Genomic DNA, 17267 nt, shown 5'->3' with positions numbered 1-17267 from the left:
AACGTAACCAAAGCGTCATGGCCAATAAAGTGCTTGTAAGTCATTGTTATTTAGATATATATTAATTTATGAAAATAATAAATTTCGTTAGTTTGAAAAAAACTTTCGTGATATTATAGCCGAGTTAAGCGCATCACCTCAATCAACGCCGTAGAGGTTTTTCTTACAGTGAATTAGCATCACCAAAGATGACAGATTTGTGATTATTAGAGCGATTTTTCGGTTCAATAAGGCGATATTTGGTCATCACACTCCTTTCACTACTAACAAGAAGAAGGCACTAATGCCGCTTAGCTTTTCGTTGTTGCCTTTGTATTGTTAACGTAGCCCGTTTAACAGTCGAACGACCTACTTAACCGTCTCCAGCCTATGCTGGATTTTTAGTTTTGTGATGGCGCCGTTTGGTCTTTTGATTATTGCTGTGAATATCCGTCAATAACCCCTATTTTTTGATAGCGGTTATGAGCAGTTATACAGGACGATCAGACTTCCTAAAGCACCATTTATTATGGTTTTTAAACGATAGTTATGGAGTTATTATGAACCCAGTAGACCAGTTTACCCCGCAAGAGCCGATCTTGTTTAATCCTGTTGATATGCTGTCGCCTGAGTATCTCGCCCAGTCAGCAGAAGCGCTAAATAAGCGTATTTCGCCGCTATATAGCGCCGATGAAGAACGTTGGTTGTCTGAGTTATTGCCACTTGCCAAACCCAGTATAGAAGAACGCGATGCTGCTGCTGAGCAAACGCGCAAACTGGTCGAGCACGTGCGTAATGATGGTAAAGCCGTCAAGATGGTTGATTCATTATTGCTGGAGTATAGCCTTGATACTCAAGAAGGTATCTTGCTAATGAGCTTGGCAGAAGCCTTGATTCGTGTGCCAGACAACTATACAGCTGATGCGTTGATTCATGACAAAATGAGTGTGGCCGACTGGAAAAAGCACATTAAAAATGACAATGGCTTTATGGTCAATGCCTCTACTTGGGGTATGATGATGACTGGTCGCGTTGTCAGTATTGACAGCAGCACCACTGCATCAGGTTTCTTGGATCGTATGACTAAAAAGATGGGTGAGCCTGTCATTCGTAGTGCGATGCAAAAAGCGATGCGTATCATGGGCCATCAGTTTGTATTGGGCGAGACCATCGAAGACGCCAATAAAAACAGCCAGCCATATCGTAATAGAGGCTATACCTATTCATTTGATATGTTAGGTGAAGCAGCGATCACGCATAAAGATGCGGAAAAATACTTCAATGACTATCTACATGCGATCAGAGCCACGGCGAACGTAAAAGTCAAAGAAGGCATGCCGAAGCCGTCAGTGTCTATCAAATTATCAGCACTGCATCCTCGCTATGAAGCAACGCAAGAAGCGCAAGTAATGGGCCTATTACGTCAGCGCTGCCTGCTATTGATTGAAGCGGCACGTGAAGTCAATGTCGATATCAGTATTGATGCTGAAGAAGCAGATCGCCTTGAGATTTCTCTAAAACTGTTTGAGTCTTTGTACCGTGATAATTTGACAGCGGACTGGGATGGTTTAGGTATCGTTGTACAAGGGTACTCTAAACGCGCTATCGCTGTATTAGCATGGCTTGCTCGTTTGTCTACTGAAGTCGGTGATCGTATTCCAGTACGTCTAGTTAAAGGCGCTTACTGGGATACTGAGATCAAACTTGCTCAGCAAAAAGGTCTATCAGGCTATCCAGTTTGGACACGTAAAGAAGGTACGGATACTGCATACCTTGCTTGTGCGCGCTTCTTATTGTCAGACCATCTGCGCGGCCTAATCTGGCCACAGTTTGCGACGCATAATGCGCATACATTGTCATCAATCATGACCATGAGTGCACATAGAGACTTTGAATTCCAACGTCTGCACGGCATGGGCGATGCGCTTTATGATCATATTTTGCAAGCTTATGAGATTCCTGTACGTATCTATGCGCCAGTGGGCGCGCATAAAGACTTGCTACCGTACTTGGTACGCCGCTTATTAGAGAACGGTGCCAACAGCTCGTTTGTTCATCAGTTGCTAGACAAGTCTTACCCAATCGAAAAGCTAACAGTGCATCCATATGACAAGCTGCTTGGTAATGCAACATTGCACAATCCAGACATCCCGTTACCGTTAGAGATTTACGGTGAACGTCGTGCAAGTTTTGGCCCTAATATCTTTGTAGAGTCACAATGGTTACCGTTCAAATCAGCTATTGATAGCCATCTGCATAAGACATGGTCAGCAACCTCTATCATTAATGGTAAAGCTGTTGATACCTATGAAGTGGATCGTCAAACGAATCAGCTTGATAAGCAGACTGTACTTGCGCCTTGGAATCATGAAGTTAGTGCTGGTGAAGTAACTTATGCCAACGCTGAAGTGGCTCGCCAAGCGATTGACGTTGCTGTTGCTGGTCAAGATGTATGGAAAAATGTACCAGCTGCTAAGCGTGCTGAGATATTACGTAAGATTGCTGAGCTATACGAAGAAAACTACGCTGAACTAATGGCACTATGCCAAGTTGAAGCGGGTAAAACCATGCAAGATGGCATCGATGAAATCAAAGAAGCTGTTGATTTCTGTCGTTTCTATGCTGACGAAGCAGAGCGTCTAGATGATGTCGTACATGAGTTCACAGACTTGGCTGGTAAGCAGTCTCGTCAAGTGTATAAAGCACGTGGCACTTTCGTTTGTATCAGTCCATGGAACTTCCCATTGGCTATCTATACGGGACAGATTGTAGCTGCACTTGCTGCAGGTAACACGGTAGTAGCGAAACCTGCTGAACAAACCAGTTTGGTAGCTCATTTTGGTGCCCAATTGATGTATCAAGCGGGTATACCAGCAGAAGCATTACAATTAGTCATTGGTGCAGGCGACGTAGGTGGTGCTTTGACGGCTGCTGATAATATCGCAGGTGTGATATTTACAGGTTCTACTCAAACAGCCCAACGTATCAACCAAAGCTTAAATGATCATGCACAAGCTAGCGGTGAATTGCCTGTCTTTATCGCTGAGACTGGCGGTCAAAATGCGATGATCGTTGACTCAACGGCATTGCCAGAGCAAGTCGTTAGAGATGCGGTACTATCAGCATTTGGTTCAGCAGGTCAGCGTTGTTCAGCTTGTCGCATATTGTGTGTACAAGAAGAGATGGCGGATGATTTAATCGAGCTATTGCAAGGTAATATGGCTGAGCTGTCTGTAGGTAATCCTCTATATGCTGCCACAGATGTAGGTCCAGTGATTGATGCTGATGCTAAGCATGGTTTAGAGGCGCACATCGAACGTATGAGTGCTGAGCCGACTGCTACCATTTTGGCACAGACGCCAATGAGCTCAAGCTCAGTCGTCAGTCAAGAGAAGTCTACCTTTGTATTGCCAACCGCAATCGAAGTGAAGAGCATTGATGTGATCGGTGGTGAGCACTTTGGTCCAATTCTACACGTACTGCGTTATCAAGCGCGTGATTTGAATAAGCTGATTGATGCCATCAACAACACAGGCTTTGGTTTGACGTTAGGTATCCATAGCCGTATCGAAAATACTGTTGAGCACATTGAGCGCCGCGCATTTGTCGGTAACACTTACATCAACCGTAACCAAATCGGCGCGGTCGTAAACGTACAGCCATTTGGTGGTTGTGGTCTATCAGGTACTGGTCCTAAAGCTGGTGGCCCGCACTATGTCGCGCGTCTCATGCAACTTAGCTCAGAAGCAGTCAACGCTGAACAGTCAGCTGCTCATATGACAGCGACCGAAACCCAAACTACCACTCAAACAGAACTCGCATAAGGAGTAGCAACATGGCGACTGAATTCAAAAAAAATCATGCCCAGGTTTGTGAATCTTGGCGATTACTCGGCGCAGTCAATCGCGCAACGTATCTACAAGCAGCCATTCCAAAACTGGCATTGCTCACTGGTGATGCCAATAAAGCAAAGCGTTTATTCAACCATTTGTTGAGCGCTGCGCCTAGCTTGGATGAGATGCATCGTATGACAGGGGCAACAGGCGAGTCCAATGACTTGTATGTGACTGGTCGTGGTAAGACGATGGTCATCGGCGGCGAAACTGCTAGAGCTATGGCAGTATTAGGTCAGCTTATCGCGGCACTCCTAACAGGTAATGAAGTTATATTGCATTGCCCAAGCCAAGATGAGATGTGTAATGAAGCTGCTAAGATACTGCACGACACAGGTATCAGCGAAGATGTATTAAGTGTGGCTAACGATTCGCAAACGGTCACGCTTTTATACATCGATCGTCTAGCACAAGTGGCTGTCTCTGGTAGCCGCAGCGAGGTGCAAGCTATCAGTCAAGAGCTTGCCAATACTGACGGTATTTTGACACAGGTTATCAGTGTCACTGATATGGAAGGCTTGTCAGAAATGCTAACGCCTGACTACCTGCATCGCTTTGTCACTGAGCGAGTCAAGACTATCAACACCACAGCAATCGGTGGTAACGCGAGCTTGCTTGAGCTTGGTACAGAGTAGAAGAACTGCATTAATTACGAATCCGCTTAGCTTTTATATTAACTTCCATAAAGACTAAGCGGTGTTTGGTAGCGCTATAAATGCCAAACTAGTAATTGCAAAAAATGTATAAGAAAAAACCGCTATCTGAATAATTATCAGATAGCGGTTTTTTTATTTATGCTGTTTAACTGAAGCCTGATGACAGGATGTTATTCAGAAATATCAACCCATACCCAGCCATTCTCTAGCCATTCGCTCAAATCATCTGCATCAACATCGGTGACATCGCTATGTTGTAATGCTTCACCATTGGCTAAGCGTACTAGTACTGCTATCGCAGTTTCATCGAGCCCATCGATACGTTGACCATTGGCGTACAGCACGGTGCCATCAGTGGTCTGGCTATAGAGTAAGCGGTTGCTATAGTCCGCCTGCAATGTGGCTCCTTCTGACAGGGCCTGCATAAGCTCATCGGTATCTAACGTTTCTTCTGGCATCAGCGCATCATATTGGCGCTTACTAATCACTTCAGAGACTGCTTGGCGAATCATATCATCACCGCGATCAGATTGTAGCATTTCTAGCAATTGTGCCTTGATAGCCGCAATACTATCTGCTTGCAATTCACCTGACGCTTGTAGCGCTTGCGGTAGTAGCATCGGGATAAATAACTTGCTGTCGTTGGTTGCGATATCGGCCACACTATCGATGATTTGCATCAGGTTTGGACGGCGGCAACCAAACGAAAAAGTCAGACAGTCATCTTGTGCCACACCGAAATGTGATAATTTCGGCGGTACATAAAGGACATCACCTGCTTCTAGTATCTCATCAAAGATCAGTTCGCCCATGTCGTCAAATAAACGAAGCGGCTCATCAGCAACAAACTCTGTTTGGTCATCACAGAATTTGCCCAACTGCCAACGTCTAGAGCCATAGCCTTGTGCCAAAAACACATCGTAGTCGTCATAATGCTTACCGACCGACCCACCTGCTGGCGCGTAGGAAACCATGATGTCATCGCGCTGCCATTGTGGAATAAAGTCAAATGCTTGCCACAACTGACCAAGCTCTGGTGACCATTGCTCAAGATTCTGTACCAATACGGTCCATTGCTCTGGTAGGTTTTCAAAATCCGTTTCATTCAATGGGCTTTTTTTGAGTTGCCACTGTGCCTGACCTTCTTTTTTACTGGCTGCTTGAGTCAGCAGTCTTGCGCTAGCATCTTCTTCAAGCGCAAGACCAATCATGTCATCTGGCTCAAACATATTAGCTAGCTGCGGCAACCCTTGCTTGATAAGCAGTGGCTTCTTTTGCCAGTATTCAGATAAGAATTGCTCAGGCGTGATAGAGTCGGGTAAACAAAGAGGAATAGAAGTCATTGATAAATCCATATTTTGGCGGTGTACAAGATTAATAATAAGGGATGCTTTATAGGAAGGTTTTAATAGTTTAAGATTGTCATCTATTTGATGTCTATTATTTTGGTGACGTTTATATAATACATATAAGCAATAACGATTATCAAAATAATAGCTGTCATCAGAGCATCCACTCAATCGTAGGAAAGTTATGAAAAAGCTGCATTTTGTTGTCATCATCGCTAGCGTGTTTTTGCTACAAGCCTGTGTCCATAAAATCGTCACAGTACCCGCAAAAATCGCTTATAAAACTACCAAAGGCGTGGTCAAAGGAACCGTTGCTGTAGGTAAAGCCATCATACCGGGTGACAGTGATGACGATGATGATAAAAAATAAAACCTTACTTATCGACTATGGGTTTTGAATCAAAAGCAATCGAATCAAAAACAATCATAGCGTTCAAAGTAAGGTTGCTAGTTATTCAGATAATAGTTATTCAGATAATAGTTATTCAGACAATAGCTATTGAGATAACAACTGAATAAGATAAAAATACTATCAAGTAGGAGCGAGTAAATAATACTAGGCGCTCCAATCTTGCTAGTCTGATCTTATTATCAGTATGCTCTTATTAGCTATTAAAGCTTGGCAATCCATTCTTTAATAGCGCGTGCTTGCTCAGCGGCATTACCAATATAAGTAGCAGGCGTCAATGCACGCAAGCGTTCTTTATCCGCATTACTAACTGCCGACAGCTCATCGCTTTCAACAAAGGTTAGCATGGCTTCACGAGTCATGGCATTACCACGAGTCAAAGCTTTTAGTTTTTCGTATGGGTTTTCAACACGGTAGCGACGCATGACCGTTTGAATCGGCTCTGCCAACACTTCTTGCGCTTGATTCAAGTCATCATTTAAACGCTGTGCATTTAGCTCAAGTTTACCCACGCCTTTTAGACAAGCATCAAAAGCAATCATGCTCTGTGCTAGGCCAACACCGATATTACGCAACACCGTTGAGTCAGATAGGTCACGCTGCATACGTGAAATTGGTAACTTCTCACCCAAATGGGCCAGCATCGCATTGGCAACGCCTAAGTTACCTTCAGAGTTTTCAAAGTCAATTGGATTAACTTTATGCGGCATGGTAGAAGAACCAACTTCACCGTCTTTTAGACGCTGTTTGAAATAGCCTAAGCTAATATATTGCCAAATATCACGGTTGAAATCGATCAAGATGGTATTGAAGCGCTTAACGGCATCAAACAACTCAGCGATATAGTCGTGTGGCTCGATTTGAGTCGTATAAGGGTTAAATGTTAGCTCTAGACGCTGATTGATAAACGCTTCAGCATGGCTCTGCCAGTCGACGTCAGGATACGCTGAAAAATGTGCATTATAGTTACCGACTGCGCCGTTGATTTTACCTAATAGCTCTACTTGATTGATTTGCTTGATTTGACGGGCTAGGCGATAGGCGACGTTTGCCATCTCTTTACCCAATGTCGTTGGACTGGCTGTCTGACCATGTGTACGTGATAACATTGGCTGATCAGCGTGAGCAATAGATAAGTCAACGATACTGTCAGTCACTTGCTGCATTTTGGCAACGACTAGCTCGCGGCTGTCTTTGAGCATCAATGCATACGATAGGTTATTGATGTCTTCACTGGTACAGGCAAAGTGAATAAACTCAAGCGAATCAATCAAGGCATCCTGACCACGGAACTTGTCTTTGATAAAGTACTCAACCGCTTTTACATCATGATTGGTCGTCGCTTCGATGTCTTTGATAGCTTGAGCATCGGCTTCGCTAAAGTCATCAACGATTGCATTCAAAAAAGCGTTGGTCTGGTCATCAAATGCTGCTAATTCACCAATTGCGCTGTTGTCAGCTAAAGACTGCAACCAGCGAATCTCTACCGTAACGCGAGCTTTGATTAGACCAAATTCAGATAAATAAGGACGTAAGCTGTCAGCCTTTGATGCGTAACGACCATCAATTGGAGAGAGAGCGGTAAGTGGGGTCATGGTTATGCCTCAGTAGTTATGAAATAAAAAACTGCAAGAGTCTAGATAAAAAATTACCATATAAAAAACGACGTCGAAATCGTTGCGCGTAATATAGCAGAAATATGATATTAAAAAAGCGGTCTATGCAAATAAAGCGATGTTGGCCCTCGTTAAAATCAATCTATTCACTGCATCAACATCATGCTTTAAGTTGGGTCTTAGGAATCAATTAGAATCCGCAAGGTGCATCGATAGATTCAATCACGCCGCCGCCCAGACATACTTCATCGATATAAAATACCGCTGACTGACCAGGGGTGACGGCGCGCTGTGGCTCATCAAATACCACGCGCACTTCGCTGCCATCAGTATTGGTCGCAAACACGCGACATGCTTGATCTGGCTGGCGATAGCGAGACTTTTCCATACAGGCGAGGCCTTCGTCGCTAAACACATCCGCAGGTGGTAGACCATCAATCCAATCGAGCTTATAGGCTTTTAGCTCGTTGCTCATTAGCATGGGATGTTCATGCCCTTGACCGACGATTAAACGATTTTTCTCTAAGTCTTTTGCCAATACAAACCACGGTGCCTCTACACGGTCTTTAACACCGCCAATACCGATGCCGCCACGTTGACCCAATGTGTAATACATGAGGCCATCATGCGTACCGATGACTTTATTGTCATCAGTAAGTATCTCTCCTTTTTGGGCAGGTAAGTATTGCTGTAAGAAGTCTTTAAAACGGCGCTCACCAATGAAGCAAATACCCGTAGAGTCTTTCTTTTTAGCCGTCGCTAGGTCATGCTCTTCAGCAATCTGACGTACCATTGGCTTTTCGAGCTCACCAACTGGGAATAGCGTTTTGGCGATTTTGTCACCGCCAACCGCATGCAAGAAATAGCTTTGGTCTTTATTGTTATCAAGACCGCGTAAGAGCTGTGCAACCTCGTCACCTTCGGCATTGGTATAGTTTACACTGCGGCGCGTGTAGTGACCTGTAGCGATATAATCTGCCCCAAGGGTCAACGCATAGTCCAAAAACGCTTTAAACTTGATTTCTTTATTGCACAAGATATCTGGGTTTGGGGTGCGTCCTGCTTTATATTCCGCCAAAAAGTGCTCGAATACGCGATCCCAATATTCCATAGCAAAGTTGGCTGTGTGCAGCTTCATACCGATTTTGTCACATACGGCTTGCGCGTCTGCTAGATCATCCATCGCCGTACAGTATTCGGTACCGTCATCTTCTTCCCAGTTCTTCATAAACAAGCCTTCGACCTTGAAGCCTGCCTGTTGAAGTAATACGGCTGATACAGAAGAATCGACCCCACCTGACATACCGACAATCACATGCTTGGTGCTAGGATTTTCGACATCAGCAAGTGTTAAAGGGCGATGAGCATTAAAAGACTCAGAAACGGTTGTGCTTGAGGTATTTTGCATGGCTGACATAAAACGGCTCAACTATTTATACGTTGTCCAAAGTACATGCCAACGCCAAGTGTTATGTAATCACTACAATACGTAGTCTCAGCACCACAACGTCAGCTTGTCTTTTGGATCTGGTATTATGATAAAATAAACGTCATATTATACCAGTTAATTGAAACTGATGGCGACCGATGGTGTCTGGCTACTAGTAAAACCACTTTGAAAATTCAGATAATGGTTTTGAATTATTTTAATCACCTTTAACTCATCTTGGAATAATAATGATAAAAATTGGTCAAGGTATCGACGTTCATGCTTTCCATAATAATGGTCAGCAGCAGCAATATGTCATATTAGCAGGCGTGCCTATTGAGCATACTCACAGTTTGCTTGCACACTCTGACGGTGATGTGGTGTTACATGCGCTCGCTGATGCACTGCTTGGCGCATTGGCGCTTGGTGATATCGGGCAGCATTTTCCCGATACCGATGCGGCACATGCTGGATTGGATTCACGAGTACTGCTGCGTTATGTTTATAGTAAAGTGCAAGAGGCTGGTTACAGCCTAGGTAATGCTGATATTACGGTGATGTGTGAACGTCCAAAGTTAGCGCCGCATAATCCAGCCATGCGCGCTAATATCGCTAGCGACTTACAAACAGATATTAGCAATATCAGTGTAAAAGCCACCACGACTGAAAAATTGGGATTTACGGGTCGTCAAGAGGGCATCATGGCCAATGCCGTGGTATTGTTAGAGAAAATTAAAACTTGAGGGTTTTGTATAAGGTAGTTAAGATTAATAGCCAGTAGGCTAGATAAGCTCATAGACCTTATCGTTATTTTCATATCACGAAATAGCTTAAAGGAACAAGATGAAAAATAAAACATCTAATCGGAAGAGTTCTAGAGATATACGTACTATGAGGCCCGTTGTAATTAGAGATAAATCAAGCTCTCAGCTTATAACCTTACAGAACATTGAGCGTATTAATATTAATGATTGTGAGGTTTCTTTTAGTGCTCCAAATAATATTTCGATATTTGTTAGTATTGCGAAAAAAGAATTATTAAAATCTAAAGATTTATACAAAACGTTAATCTTAGATAAAACTAACAAAAGTAAACTGGTTGATTTTAAGGATAGAGACTTAACTAAGTTATATAATTACTTAGAGCATATTCAGACAAGCATTATATGTATATATACTGCAATTGAAGCACTGGCTAATGTAGCGATACCTAACGATTATGAATACAAAACTAAAAACTCCAAAGGAGTTTCTGAAACTTGGAATAAAGAAACAATAGAACGTTGGTTTAAAACAAGCGATAAGTATACGAAGTTAATTCCAGCTATACTCGAGATTGAACCTCCTAGTACTAAAAACTTTTGGTCAAAATTCAAGGAACTTGAGGCAGTTAGGAATGAAATAATACATCAAAAGACTTCAATAAAAAAACCGACTGATGTAAATTCTGACTATTTACATAAATTACTTAAGTCACAAATTTTTGAAATTATTGAATCTGGATTTGAACTAATATCTTATGTTTCTAACTCTGATCAGACGCATACTTTTTTTCCTCTCGGATTCGGAGCTGTACAAATGAAAATAACAGAAGTCGATAGCTTTACAGATAGTTTTGATTTAGTGAGAAAAGCGGGCATCTAACTAATGAACTATAAAAAACGTGTAATGCTTAGCTTACATACTAAATGTATATGGGGCTTGTAATATGACGGCAGTCGCCCCATGTATCAGCCACGTCTTTACACAATTATTTTATATAAATAATCATTTTAATGAACCGCTTTATCAATAGGAGCTTTTATGAGTGAGCAAACCCCAAACACTGCTGCAAACGACGTTGAACAATTGATCCGTGATCAAATCCGTGACAATAAAGTTATTATCTACATGAAAGGCACACCGCAATTTCCGCAGTGTGGCTTTTCTGCGCGCTCTATCGAAGTGTTGACTCAAATTGGTCGTCCATTTGCGTTTGTAAACATTTTAGAAAACCCAGAAATTCGTGCAACGTTACCAAAGGTTGCTAATTGGCCAACGTTCCCACAATTATGGATTGATGGCGAGTTGATGGGTGGATCAGACATCATCTTGCAAATGTATCAGTCAGGCGAGCTAAAGCCATTGGTTGAAGCAAACAGTCCTGCTGCTTAATACTTAAAAGTGTGAATTGGATGTCTTTGATGTCTAATTAGCCTTTGCAAGACACGAGCACAGCAAACCCAGATAGTCATTAATGGCTATTTGGGTTTTTTTATTGTCGCTATTAGTATCGTTAATAGCGTATCTATTCTTGTCCCTATTAGTATTTCCACTCGCGTATGTCATTAGGTTTCGTTGTTTTTATAGGATTTACCCCCATATAGTGTCCAAGATACCAGCGATATAAATAATAATTATCAGATGAGTAAGAGAGCTTTATGAATAACCAAACCAGCGAACAGTTAAATGAGCAAAGAGAAGTGGCTGAGCAGGCGGCGATTGAAAAGCGCCGTGAACGTTTGAAAAATGAATCGACACGCATTATTGAGATTGCTAATAATGAGTCATACTCAGCACTTAAGTGTATTCATCAGCTTAGTGTGGCGGGCGGTGCAACTGAAGCGACATACGTGGCTATCGAGCAGCGCATCGTTGTAGACCAAGATCCTGCAGGTGCTTATCATTTGGCCTTATTGGCACAGAACACACCAGATTTGCCTATCGATGCCCGTCAGCTTATCGAATTGGTAGTCAACAAGGGTGATAACCATCAGCGCTTGGCCTTGCTTAAAAACTTACCATTACCGCCAGTTGAGCTTATCAAGGAGCAGATCTTGGCCAGTGATGATGGTGAGGCGATTGGTCGAATGAACGCTTATCTACAGATCAATCCAGAAGGGTATGGTAGCCATCATATGCTGTCTAGTGGTCAGTCAGATCAAATTGTACCGCTGAGCCGTGGTAACGGTAATGGCTAAGACAGCATCATAAACTAAAAAGCTAACCGCTAAAGTGGTGGTAGCTGCACCAGCAATGACGATGTTACGGTTAACATTATCATTGCTGGCATAAATATCTTTTCGCTTAATTATAATAGTTTTTATCCTAGCGTTTTTTAAGCGTGAAAAAATTGTTATAATGATGGGTTATTCAACCAATTATGAACGACTTATCTGAGTCGTTATCTTTTTTATAAATTCGACTGACGTTTATTTGCTGATTGTTTTCTTATTTGAACATAGGATATGGCAATCAGCAGCGTTATGAGTCAAGTGAGGCACACATGCAATACCCAAAACATTACGACGTGATAGTGATCGGCGGTGGTCATGCTGGTACAGAAGCTGCTCTGGCAGCGGCACGTATGGGCGCACAGACCTTATTGTTGACGCATAATATTGAGACGCTCGGGCAGATGAGTTGTAACCCTGCGATTGGTGGTATCGGTAAATCGCATCTGGTACGTGAGATTGATGCGTTAGGCGGCGCAATGGCGCTGGCGACAGATAAAGCAGGTATCCAGTTTCGCGTACTAAACAGCCGTAAAGGGGCTGCCGTTCGTGCCACGCGTGCGCAAGCGGATCGTATTCTTTATAAAGCCTCTATCCGTCATACGCTAGAAAATCAGCCAAACCTAGATATATTCCAGCAAGCTGCTGATGATATCTTGGTAGAAAATGGTCGTGCAACGGCTGTTGTGACTTCTACAGGTATTGTCTTTAAGACCGAAACAGTCGTATTGACCTCAGGGACTTTCTTAGGCGGCGTGATTCATATTGGTTTAGAGAACTCAAAGGGTGGCCGCGCAGGGGATCAGCCTTCTATCAAATTGGCAGATCGTTTACGTGAGCTTAAGCTGCCAGTTGGTCGTCTGAAGACAGGTACGCCGGCACGTATCGATGCGCGTAGTGTTGATTTCAGCGTGATGACTGTACAGCCGGGTGATACGCCGTTGCCAGTGATGAGCTATATGGGTGACGTCTCTATGCATCCTGAACAGGTCAATTGTTATATAACCCATACCAATGCGCGTACTCATGACATTATTCGTGAAAACCTTGACCGTTCACCAATGTTCTCTGGCAAAATCGAAGGCGTAGGCCCGCGTTATTGCCCATCTATCGAAGATAAAATTCATCGCTTTGCGGATAAAGACAGCCATCAGATTTTCATCGAGCCAGAAGGTCTGACCACGCATGAGCTATATCCGAATGGTATTTCGACCAGTTTGCCATTCGATGTACAATTAGACTTTATCCATAGCATGAGAGGCTTAGAAAACGCGCATATTACTCGTCCAGGTTATGCGATTGAGTATGATTACTTTGATCCACAAAACCTAAAGCCAACGCTTGAAACCAAGTCGATTGATCGTCTGTACTTTGCGGGTCAGATTAATGGTACGACAGGCTATGAAGAAGCGGGTGTACAAGGCTTGCTTGCAGGTACCAATGCGGCATTGGTCACTACCAACAATAGCGAATTTGACACATGGACACCGCGCCGCGATGAAGCGTATCTTGGTGTGCTTGTCGATGACTTGATTACTCACGGTACTACCGAGCCGTATCGTATGTTTACGAGCCGTGCAGAATATCGTTTATTGCTACGTGAAGACAATGCAGATCAGCGTTTGACTGAGACTGGTCGTAAGCTAGGTCTAGTAGACGATGTACGCTGGCAAGCCTATCAAGAAAAAATGGAAGCCATTGCGACAGAAACCTCACGCCTAAAAGACATGTGGGCAACGCCTGCTAATGCATTAGGTAAGCAAGTGACTGAGCAAACAGGTGAAGTGTTGTCTAAAGAGTCGACTGCCTTTGATTTGCTAAAGCGTCCGCAAATACATTTTGCTGATATCGCAGCTATCACGGACTCAACCGTTGATGCACAGGTGGGCGAGCAGATAGAGATTTCTGTTAAATATGCTGGCTATATCGACCGTCAACAAGAAGATATCGATCAAATGAAGCGATTAGAAAATACGGCGCTACCGTTAGACTTTGATTATAGTATCGTGTCAGGACTGTCCAATGAGATAGTACAAAAACTTACGCAAGTTCGTCCTGCGACGCTAGCTCAAGCGGGACGTGTGAGTGGTGTAACCCCTGCTGCCATTCAGTTGTTGGCAATGACGGTTAAAAAGCATAAAAAAGCAAAAGCTGCATTGGACTCATAATAGGCATGCAATAAAGCCTTTTATAATAAAGCACTTATAGTATAAAAGCCCGTAACGACATTTCATTACGGGCTTTTGTTTGTCAAAAAAACAGTCAGTTTTAAAAGAAAGTCACATGTAACCTTGTCCTATTTGCTACTTTGTCTCTATACTAGGTCAGTAAATTTTCTTACTACTTGTTAATTTGTCTCGCTGATGTCCATATATTCATGGGCTTGTCACCGAACTGAGTCTACTTATGATTGATGCTATTGTTTTTGCTATTACTATTGTCTTACCCAACCTTGCCTTAATGTGGTTGGGTTTTTTTATGCAACGACGTGGTGAAGCAAGCCAAACTTTTATCGATCAGGCATCAAGTTTTGTCTTTAATTATTGCTTGCCGTGTTTATTGTTTTTTAGCGTGGTCGATAGCGACGTCGATTATGGTAAGCAAATTACGCTTATCCTTGTTGGTATCTTGGTGACGTTTATATTATTTATTGGCGCAGAGTTTTATGCCAAACGCTTCGTCAAGCGCCCTGAGGACCAAGGCGTGTTTGTACAAGGCGTATTCCGTAGCAACATGGCCATCATTGGCCTTGCAACCGTGGCCAACGCTTACGGCGCACAAGGATTAAGTATCGGTGCTGTCTATATGGGCGTAGTGACGATACTGTTTAATATCTTAGCGGTCATTACCCTAAGCCGCGTATCCAAAAGCGTGGATGACACATGGGTTAGTCGCGGTACGATGATTGTGAAAAAATTACTGACCAATCCTTTGATTTTGGCATTGGTTGGGGCATTCGTCTATAAAGCACTGCCATTACCGCCACTCACAGGGGTGATTCATACCACTGGTGACTTACTGGCAGCGGTGGCTCTGCCGCTAGCACTGATCTGTGCAGGTGCTAGTATTAACTTAAAGTCTATGTTGCATCCTTCGGGCTTATCCATGCAGGCGAGTATTGGACGAATTGTCATTGCACCATTGATTGCGATCGCTGTTGGGCTCGGATTTGGACTATCAGGCGTGCATATGGGGGTGTTGTTTTTGATGGTCGCATCGCCCACAGCTGCAGCCAGCTATGTCATGGCAAAAGCAATGGGTGGTAATGACGTATTAGCGGCTAATATTTTGGCATTTACCACTGTTGTCGGCATGTTTGGTATGGCAATTGGGGCAGCGACGTTACGTGCGCTTGGGTTGATGTAATGCAGATTTTATACTATCTTTAAATAAGTAAGTACTTTCGCTTTATCTAACTTTAACAGCCTTAAAAAAGCCCTCTTTTCAAATAAGAAAAGAGGGCTTTTTGTATTAATCTAGCGTTCACTATTACGCTTGTCTTCACGGCGCTGCTTGCGCTTTGGGCTAGTACGGTAGGTCAAATAACCACCGATAGCCATAACGGCAAGAAAGGCGACGATATACATAAATATCGACGAGCCAATCATGAGCGATGCACCGATAATGGGAGTTGCTTCCATGTCAAAAATCCAGTTAAGGTTCATCAATAATTATGCAAGCGTCTCATTTCATTGTAAAGTAAATAAGTTTAGCTCCGGTGTAAGTTCAAGTGAACGGATACGGGCGGCTTGGTCATAAATATTGGCCGTCACAATCAGCTCATCTGGCTGATAAGTTGCCAAAAATGCAGCAAGTCTTGGTTTGACCGTGTCGACAGAGCCAATGAATGATACTGACAATGCGTTATCTACCATCATTTTTTCTGCTTGACTCCAGATACTGTCCATATCGTGGGTAGGCTTAGGCATTTGACCTGTTTCACCACGACGCAGACGTACAAAACTCTGCTGTGCTGAGGTAAAGTGATACTGCGCGGTCGCATCATCATCAGCCAGTAACAAGTTTGCGGCCAGCATGACATAAGGCTTATCTAGATAGACAGACGGTTTAAACTGCTCACGGTAAGCCTCAATTGCTTGTCCAAGCATTTGCGGGGCAAAGTGAGAGGCAAACACATAAGGTAGTCCTAAATGTGCAGCCAAGGTCGCACCAAATAGAGAAGATCCTAATATCCAAATCGGTATGCCTGATTTTGCGCCAGGGAATGCCTGTACAGGACTGCCATCTGTATCATTACCTAAGAAATACATCAGCTCTTGCACATCTTGTGGAAAGCGTTCTGCATCTTTCATTTGTCGACGAAGTGCCTGAAACGTCGCGCCATCAGTACCAGGAGCACGGCCTAGACCTAAGTCTACACGGTCGCCATATAATGCCTGCAAAGTGCCAAACTGCTCAGCAATCACGAGAGGGGCATGGTTCGGTAGCATAACGCCGCCCGCACCAATACGGATACGGCTGGTTTGACTACCGATATGCGATAGTAGTACTGAAGTGGCTGCACTGGCGATACCGGGCATATTGTGATGCTCTGCCATCCAGTAGCGGTTTAAGCCTGACTTTTCTGCTTGCTGCGCGGTTTCGACCGTTTGGGCGATGCCTTCAGCGATGGTTTTTCCTTGAGGTACAGGCGCGAGATCTAAGAAGGATAAAGGGATTTTGTTACTCATAAATTTTCCAGTAGTGTGCGAATTATTTTCTACTGATATGCTTATAGGTAGTGGTAGTTTCAAGTACCGCTAGTCACTGTTAATGAATCATAACAAAGTCAGCTAACTCTGTTTTTAAGCTGACTTAATAATTATTAAGGTGTATTTATAAAGGTTGTCATTGGTCAAAATAAGCGATAAATAAAACATAAGTGAGGTCATAAAAGGGTTTAGCAGCATTACACTATGGCATTAAAAAAGGATGGCATTAAA

At 43.3% G+C, this 17267-nt stretch carries 14 protein-coding genes; 9 read left to right on the top strand and 5 right to left on the bottom strand.

Annotation, left to right across the window (positions count from 1 at the left end):
- The first annotated feature begins 539 nt into the window (after positions 1–539).
- Both putA and JMX91_RS01190 read left to right on the top strand, forming a co-directional pair.
- Positions 540–3803 carry a bifunctional proline dehydrogenase/L-glutamate gamma-semialdehyde dehydrogenase PutA gene (gene putA, locus JMX91_RS01195; protein WP_201547323.1) on the top strand — a complete coding sequence of 1088 codons (3264 nt, stop codon included), beginning with the start codon at positions 540–542 and terminating at the stop codon, positions 3801–3803.
- Between the two features lie 11 nt (positions 3804–3814).
- Positions 3815–4507: a 1-pyrroline-5-carboxylate dehydrogenase gene (locus JMX91_RS01190; RefSeq protein ID WP_101204808.1), complete on the top strand. Its 693-nt coding sequence runs from the start codon at positions 3815–3817 to the stop codon at positions 4505–4507.
- A gap of 191 nt (positions 4508–4698) precedes the next feature.
- On the opposite strand, the gene JMX91_RS01185 is transcribed toward JMX91_RS01190, so the two are convergent.
- Positions 4699–5871, bottom strand: a complete 1173-nt coding sequence (locus JMX91_RS01185) for a cupin domain-containing protein (protein WP_201547322.1) — start codon at positions 5869–5871, stop codon at positions 4699–4701.
- A 190-nt stretch (positions 5872–6061) separates the two neighbouring features.
- Between JMX91_RS01185 and JMX91_RS01180 the strand changes: the two genes are divergently transcribed.
- Complete coding sequence (locus JMX91_RS01180) at positions 6062–6247, top strand: NF038104 family lipoprotein (RefSeq protein ID WP_057759633.1); 186 nt, start codon at positions 6062–6064, stop codon at positions 6245–6247.
- Positions 6248–6489: 242 nt separating this feature from the next.
- Here JMX91_RS01180 and purB read toward each other — a convergent pair whose 3' ends face one another.
- Together purB and mnmA are read right to left on the bottom strand one after the other, a co-directional pair.
- Positions 6490–7881 carry an adenylosuccinate lyase gene (gene purB, locus JMX91_RS01175; RefSeq protein ID WP_201547321.1) on the bottom strand — a complete coding sequence of 464 codons (1392 nt, stop codon included), beginning with the start codon at positions 7879–7881 and terminating at the stop codon, positions 6490–6492.
- 211 nt (positions 7882–8092) lie between these two features.
- Positions 8093–9319, bottom strand: coding sequence for a tRNA 2-thiouridine(34) synthase MnmA (gene mnmA, locus JMX91_RS01170; RefSeq protein WP_201547320.1), 1227 nt, complete (start codon positions 9317–9319; stop codon positions 8093–8095).
- Between the two features lie 260 nt (positions 9320–9579).
- Between mnmA and ispF the strand changes: the two genes are divergently transcribed.
- The 6 genes from ispF to JMX91_RS01140 all read left to right on the top strand — a co-directional run bounded on the left by ispF (position 9580) and on the right by JMX91_RS01140 (position 15690).
- Positions 9580–10074, top strand: coding sequence for a 2-C-methyl-D-erythritol 2,4-cyclodiphosphate synthase (gene ispF, locus JMX91_RS01165; RefSeq protein WP_201547319.1), 495 nt, complete (start codon positions 9580–9582; stop codon positions 10072–10074).
- Positions 10075–10174: 100 nt separating this feature from the next.
- Positions 10175–10975, top strand: a complete 801-nt coding sequence (locus JMX91_RS01160; protein WP_201547318.1) for a hypothetical protein — start codon at positions 10175–10177, stop codon at positions 10973–10975.
- 159 nt (positions 10976–11134) lie between these two features.
- Entirely contained in the window at positions 11135–11485 is a 351-nt protein-coding gene (grxD, locus tag JMX91_RS01155; RefSeq protein WP_193012410.1) for a Grx4 family monothiol glutaredoxin, read from the top strand.
- A gap of 266 nt (positions 11486–11751) precedes the next feature.
- Entirely contained in the window at positions 11752–12291 is a 540-nt protein-coding gene (locus tag JMX91_RS01150; protein ID WP_201547317.1) for a hypothetical protein, read from the top strand.
- 305 nt (positions 12292–12596) lie between these two features.
- Complete coding sequence (gene mnmG, locus JMX91_RS01145; RefSeq protein ID WP_201547316.1) at positions 12597–14492, top strand: tRNA uridine-5-carboxymethylaminomethyl(34) synthesis enzyme MnmG; 1896 nt, start codon at positions 12597–12599, stop codon at positions 14490–14492.
- A 238-nt stretch (positions 14493–14730) separates the two neighbouring features.
- Positions 14731–15690: an AEC family transporter gene (locus JMX91_RS01140; RefSeq protein WP_114701038.1), complete on the top strand. Its 960-nt coding sequence runs from the start codon at positions 14731–14733 to the stop codon at positions 15688–15690.
- A 110-nt stretch (positions 15691–15800) separates the two neighbouring features.
- Here JMX91_RS01140 and JMX91_RS01135 read toward each other — a convergent pair whose 3' ends face one another.
- Positions 15801–15965: a hypothetical protein gene (locus JMX91_RS01135; protein WP_156410686.1), complete on the bottom strand. Its 165-nt coding sequence runs from the start codon at positions 15963–15965 to the stop codon at positions 15801–15803.
- A gap of 48 nt (positions 15966–16013) precedes the next feature.
- Positions 16014–17015 carry an LLM class flavin-dependent oxidoreductase gene (locus tag JMX91_RS01130; RefSeq protein WP_201547315.1) on the bottom strand — a complete coding sequence of 334 codons (1002 nt, stop codon included), beginning with the start codon at positions 17013–17015 and terminating at the stop codon, positions 16014–16016.
- Between the last annotated feature and the right edge of the window lie 252 nt (positions 17016–17267).

It is taken from the genome of Psychrobacter sp. Pi2-1 (assembly GCF_904846645.1).
In the GTDB taxonomy this organism is placed as follows: Bacteria; Pseudomonadota; Gammaproteobacteria; order Pseudomonadales; family Moraxellaceae; genus Psychrobacter.
This window is presented reverse-complemented; position numbering and strand designations above follow the sequence as displayed.

Bases quoted from the DNA above. Each gene is read 5' to 3' on its own strand.
- JMX91_RS01160 (WP_201547318.1), top strand. From the start codon at position 10,175: ATGAAAAATAAAACATCTAATCGGAAGAGTTCTAGAGATATACGTACT.
- grxD (WP_193012410.1), top strand. From the start codon at position 11,135: ATGAGTGAGCAAACCCCAAACACTGCTGCAAACGACGTTGAACAATTG.
- JMX91_RS01135 (WP_156410686.1), bottom strand. From the start codon at position 15,965: ATGGAAGCAACTCCCATTATCGGTGCATCGCTCATGATTGGCTCGTCG.
- purB (WP_201547321.1), bottom strand. From the start codon at position 7,881: ATGACCCCACTTACCGCTCTCTCTCCAATTGATGGTCGTTACGCATCA.
- JMX91_RS01185 (WP_201547322.1), bottom strand. From the start codon at position 5,871: ATGACTTCTATTCCTCTTTGTTTACCCGACTCTATCACGCCTGAGCAA.
- JMX91_RS01190 (WP_101204808.1), top strand. From the start codon at position 3,815: ATGGCGACTGAATTCAAAAAAAATCATGCCCAGGTTTGTGAATCTTGG.
- JMX91_RS01130 (WP_201547315.1), bottom strand. From the start codon at position 17,015: ATGAGTAACAAAATCCCTTTATCCTTCTTAGATCTCGCGCCTGTACCT.
- ispF (WP_201547319.1), top strand. From the start codon at position 9,580: ATGATAAAAATTGGTCAAGGTATCGACGTTCATGCTTTCCATAATAAT.
- mnmA (WP_201547320.1), bottom strand. From the start codon at position 9,319: ATGTCAGCCATGCAAAATACCTCAAGCACAACCGTTTCTGAGTCTTTT.
- JMX91_RS01150 (WP_201547317.1), top strand. From the start codon at position 11,752: ATGAATAACCAAACCAGCGAACAGTTAAATGAGCAAAGAGAAGTGGCT.
- putA (WP_201547323.1), top strand. From the start codon at position 540: ATGAACCCAGTAGACCAGTTTACCCCGCAAGAGCCGATCTTGTTTAAT.
- mnmG (WP_201547316.1), top strand. From the start codon at position 12,597: ATGCAATACCCAAAACATTACGACGTGATAGTGATCGGCGGTGGTCAT.
- JMX91_RS01180 (WP_057759633.1), top strand. From the start codon at position 6,062: ATGAAAAAGCTGCATTTTGTTGTCATCATCGCTAGCGTGTTTTTGCTA.
- JMX91_RS01140 (WP_114701038.1), top strand. From the start codon at position 14,731: ATGATTGATGCTATTGTTTTTGCTATTACTATTGTCTTACCCAACCTT.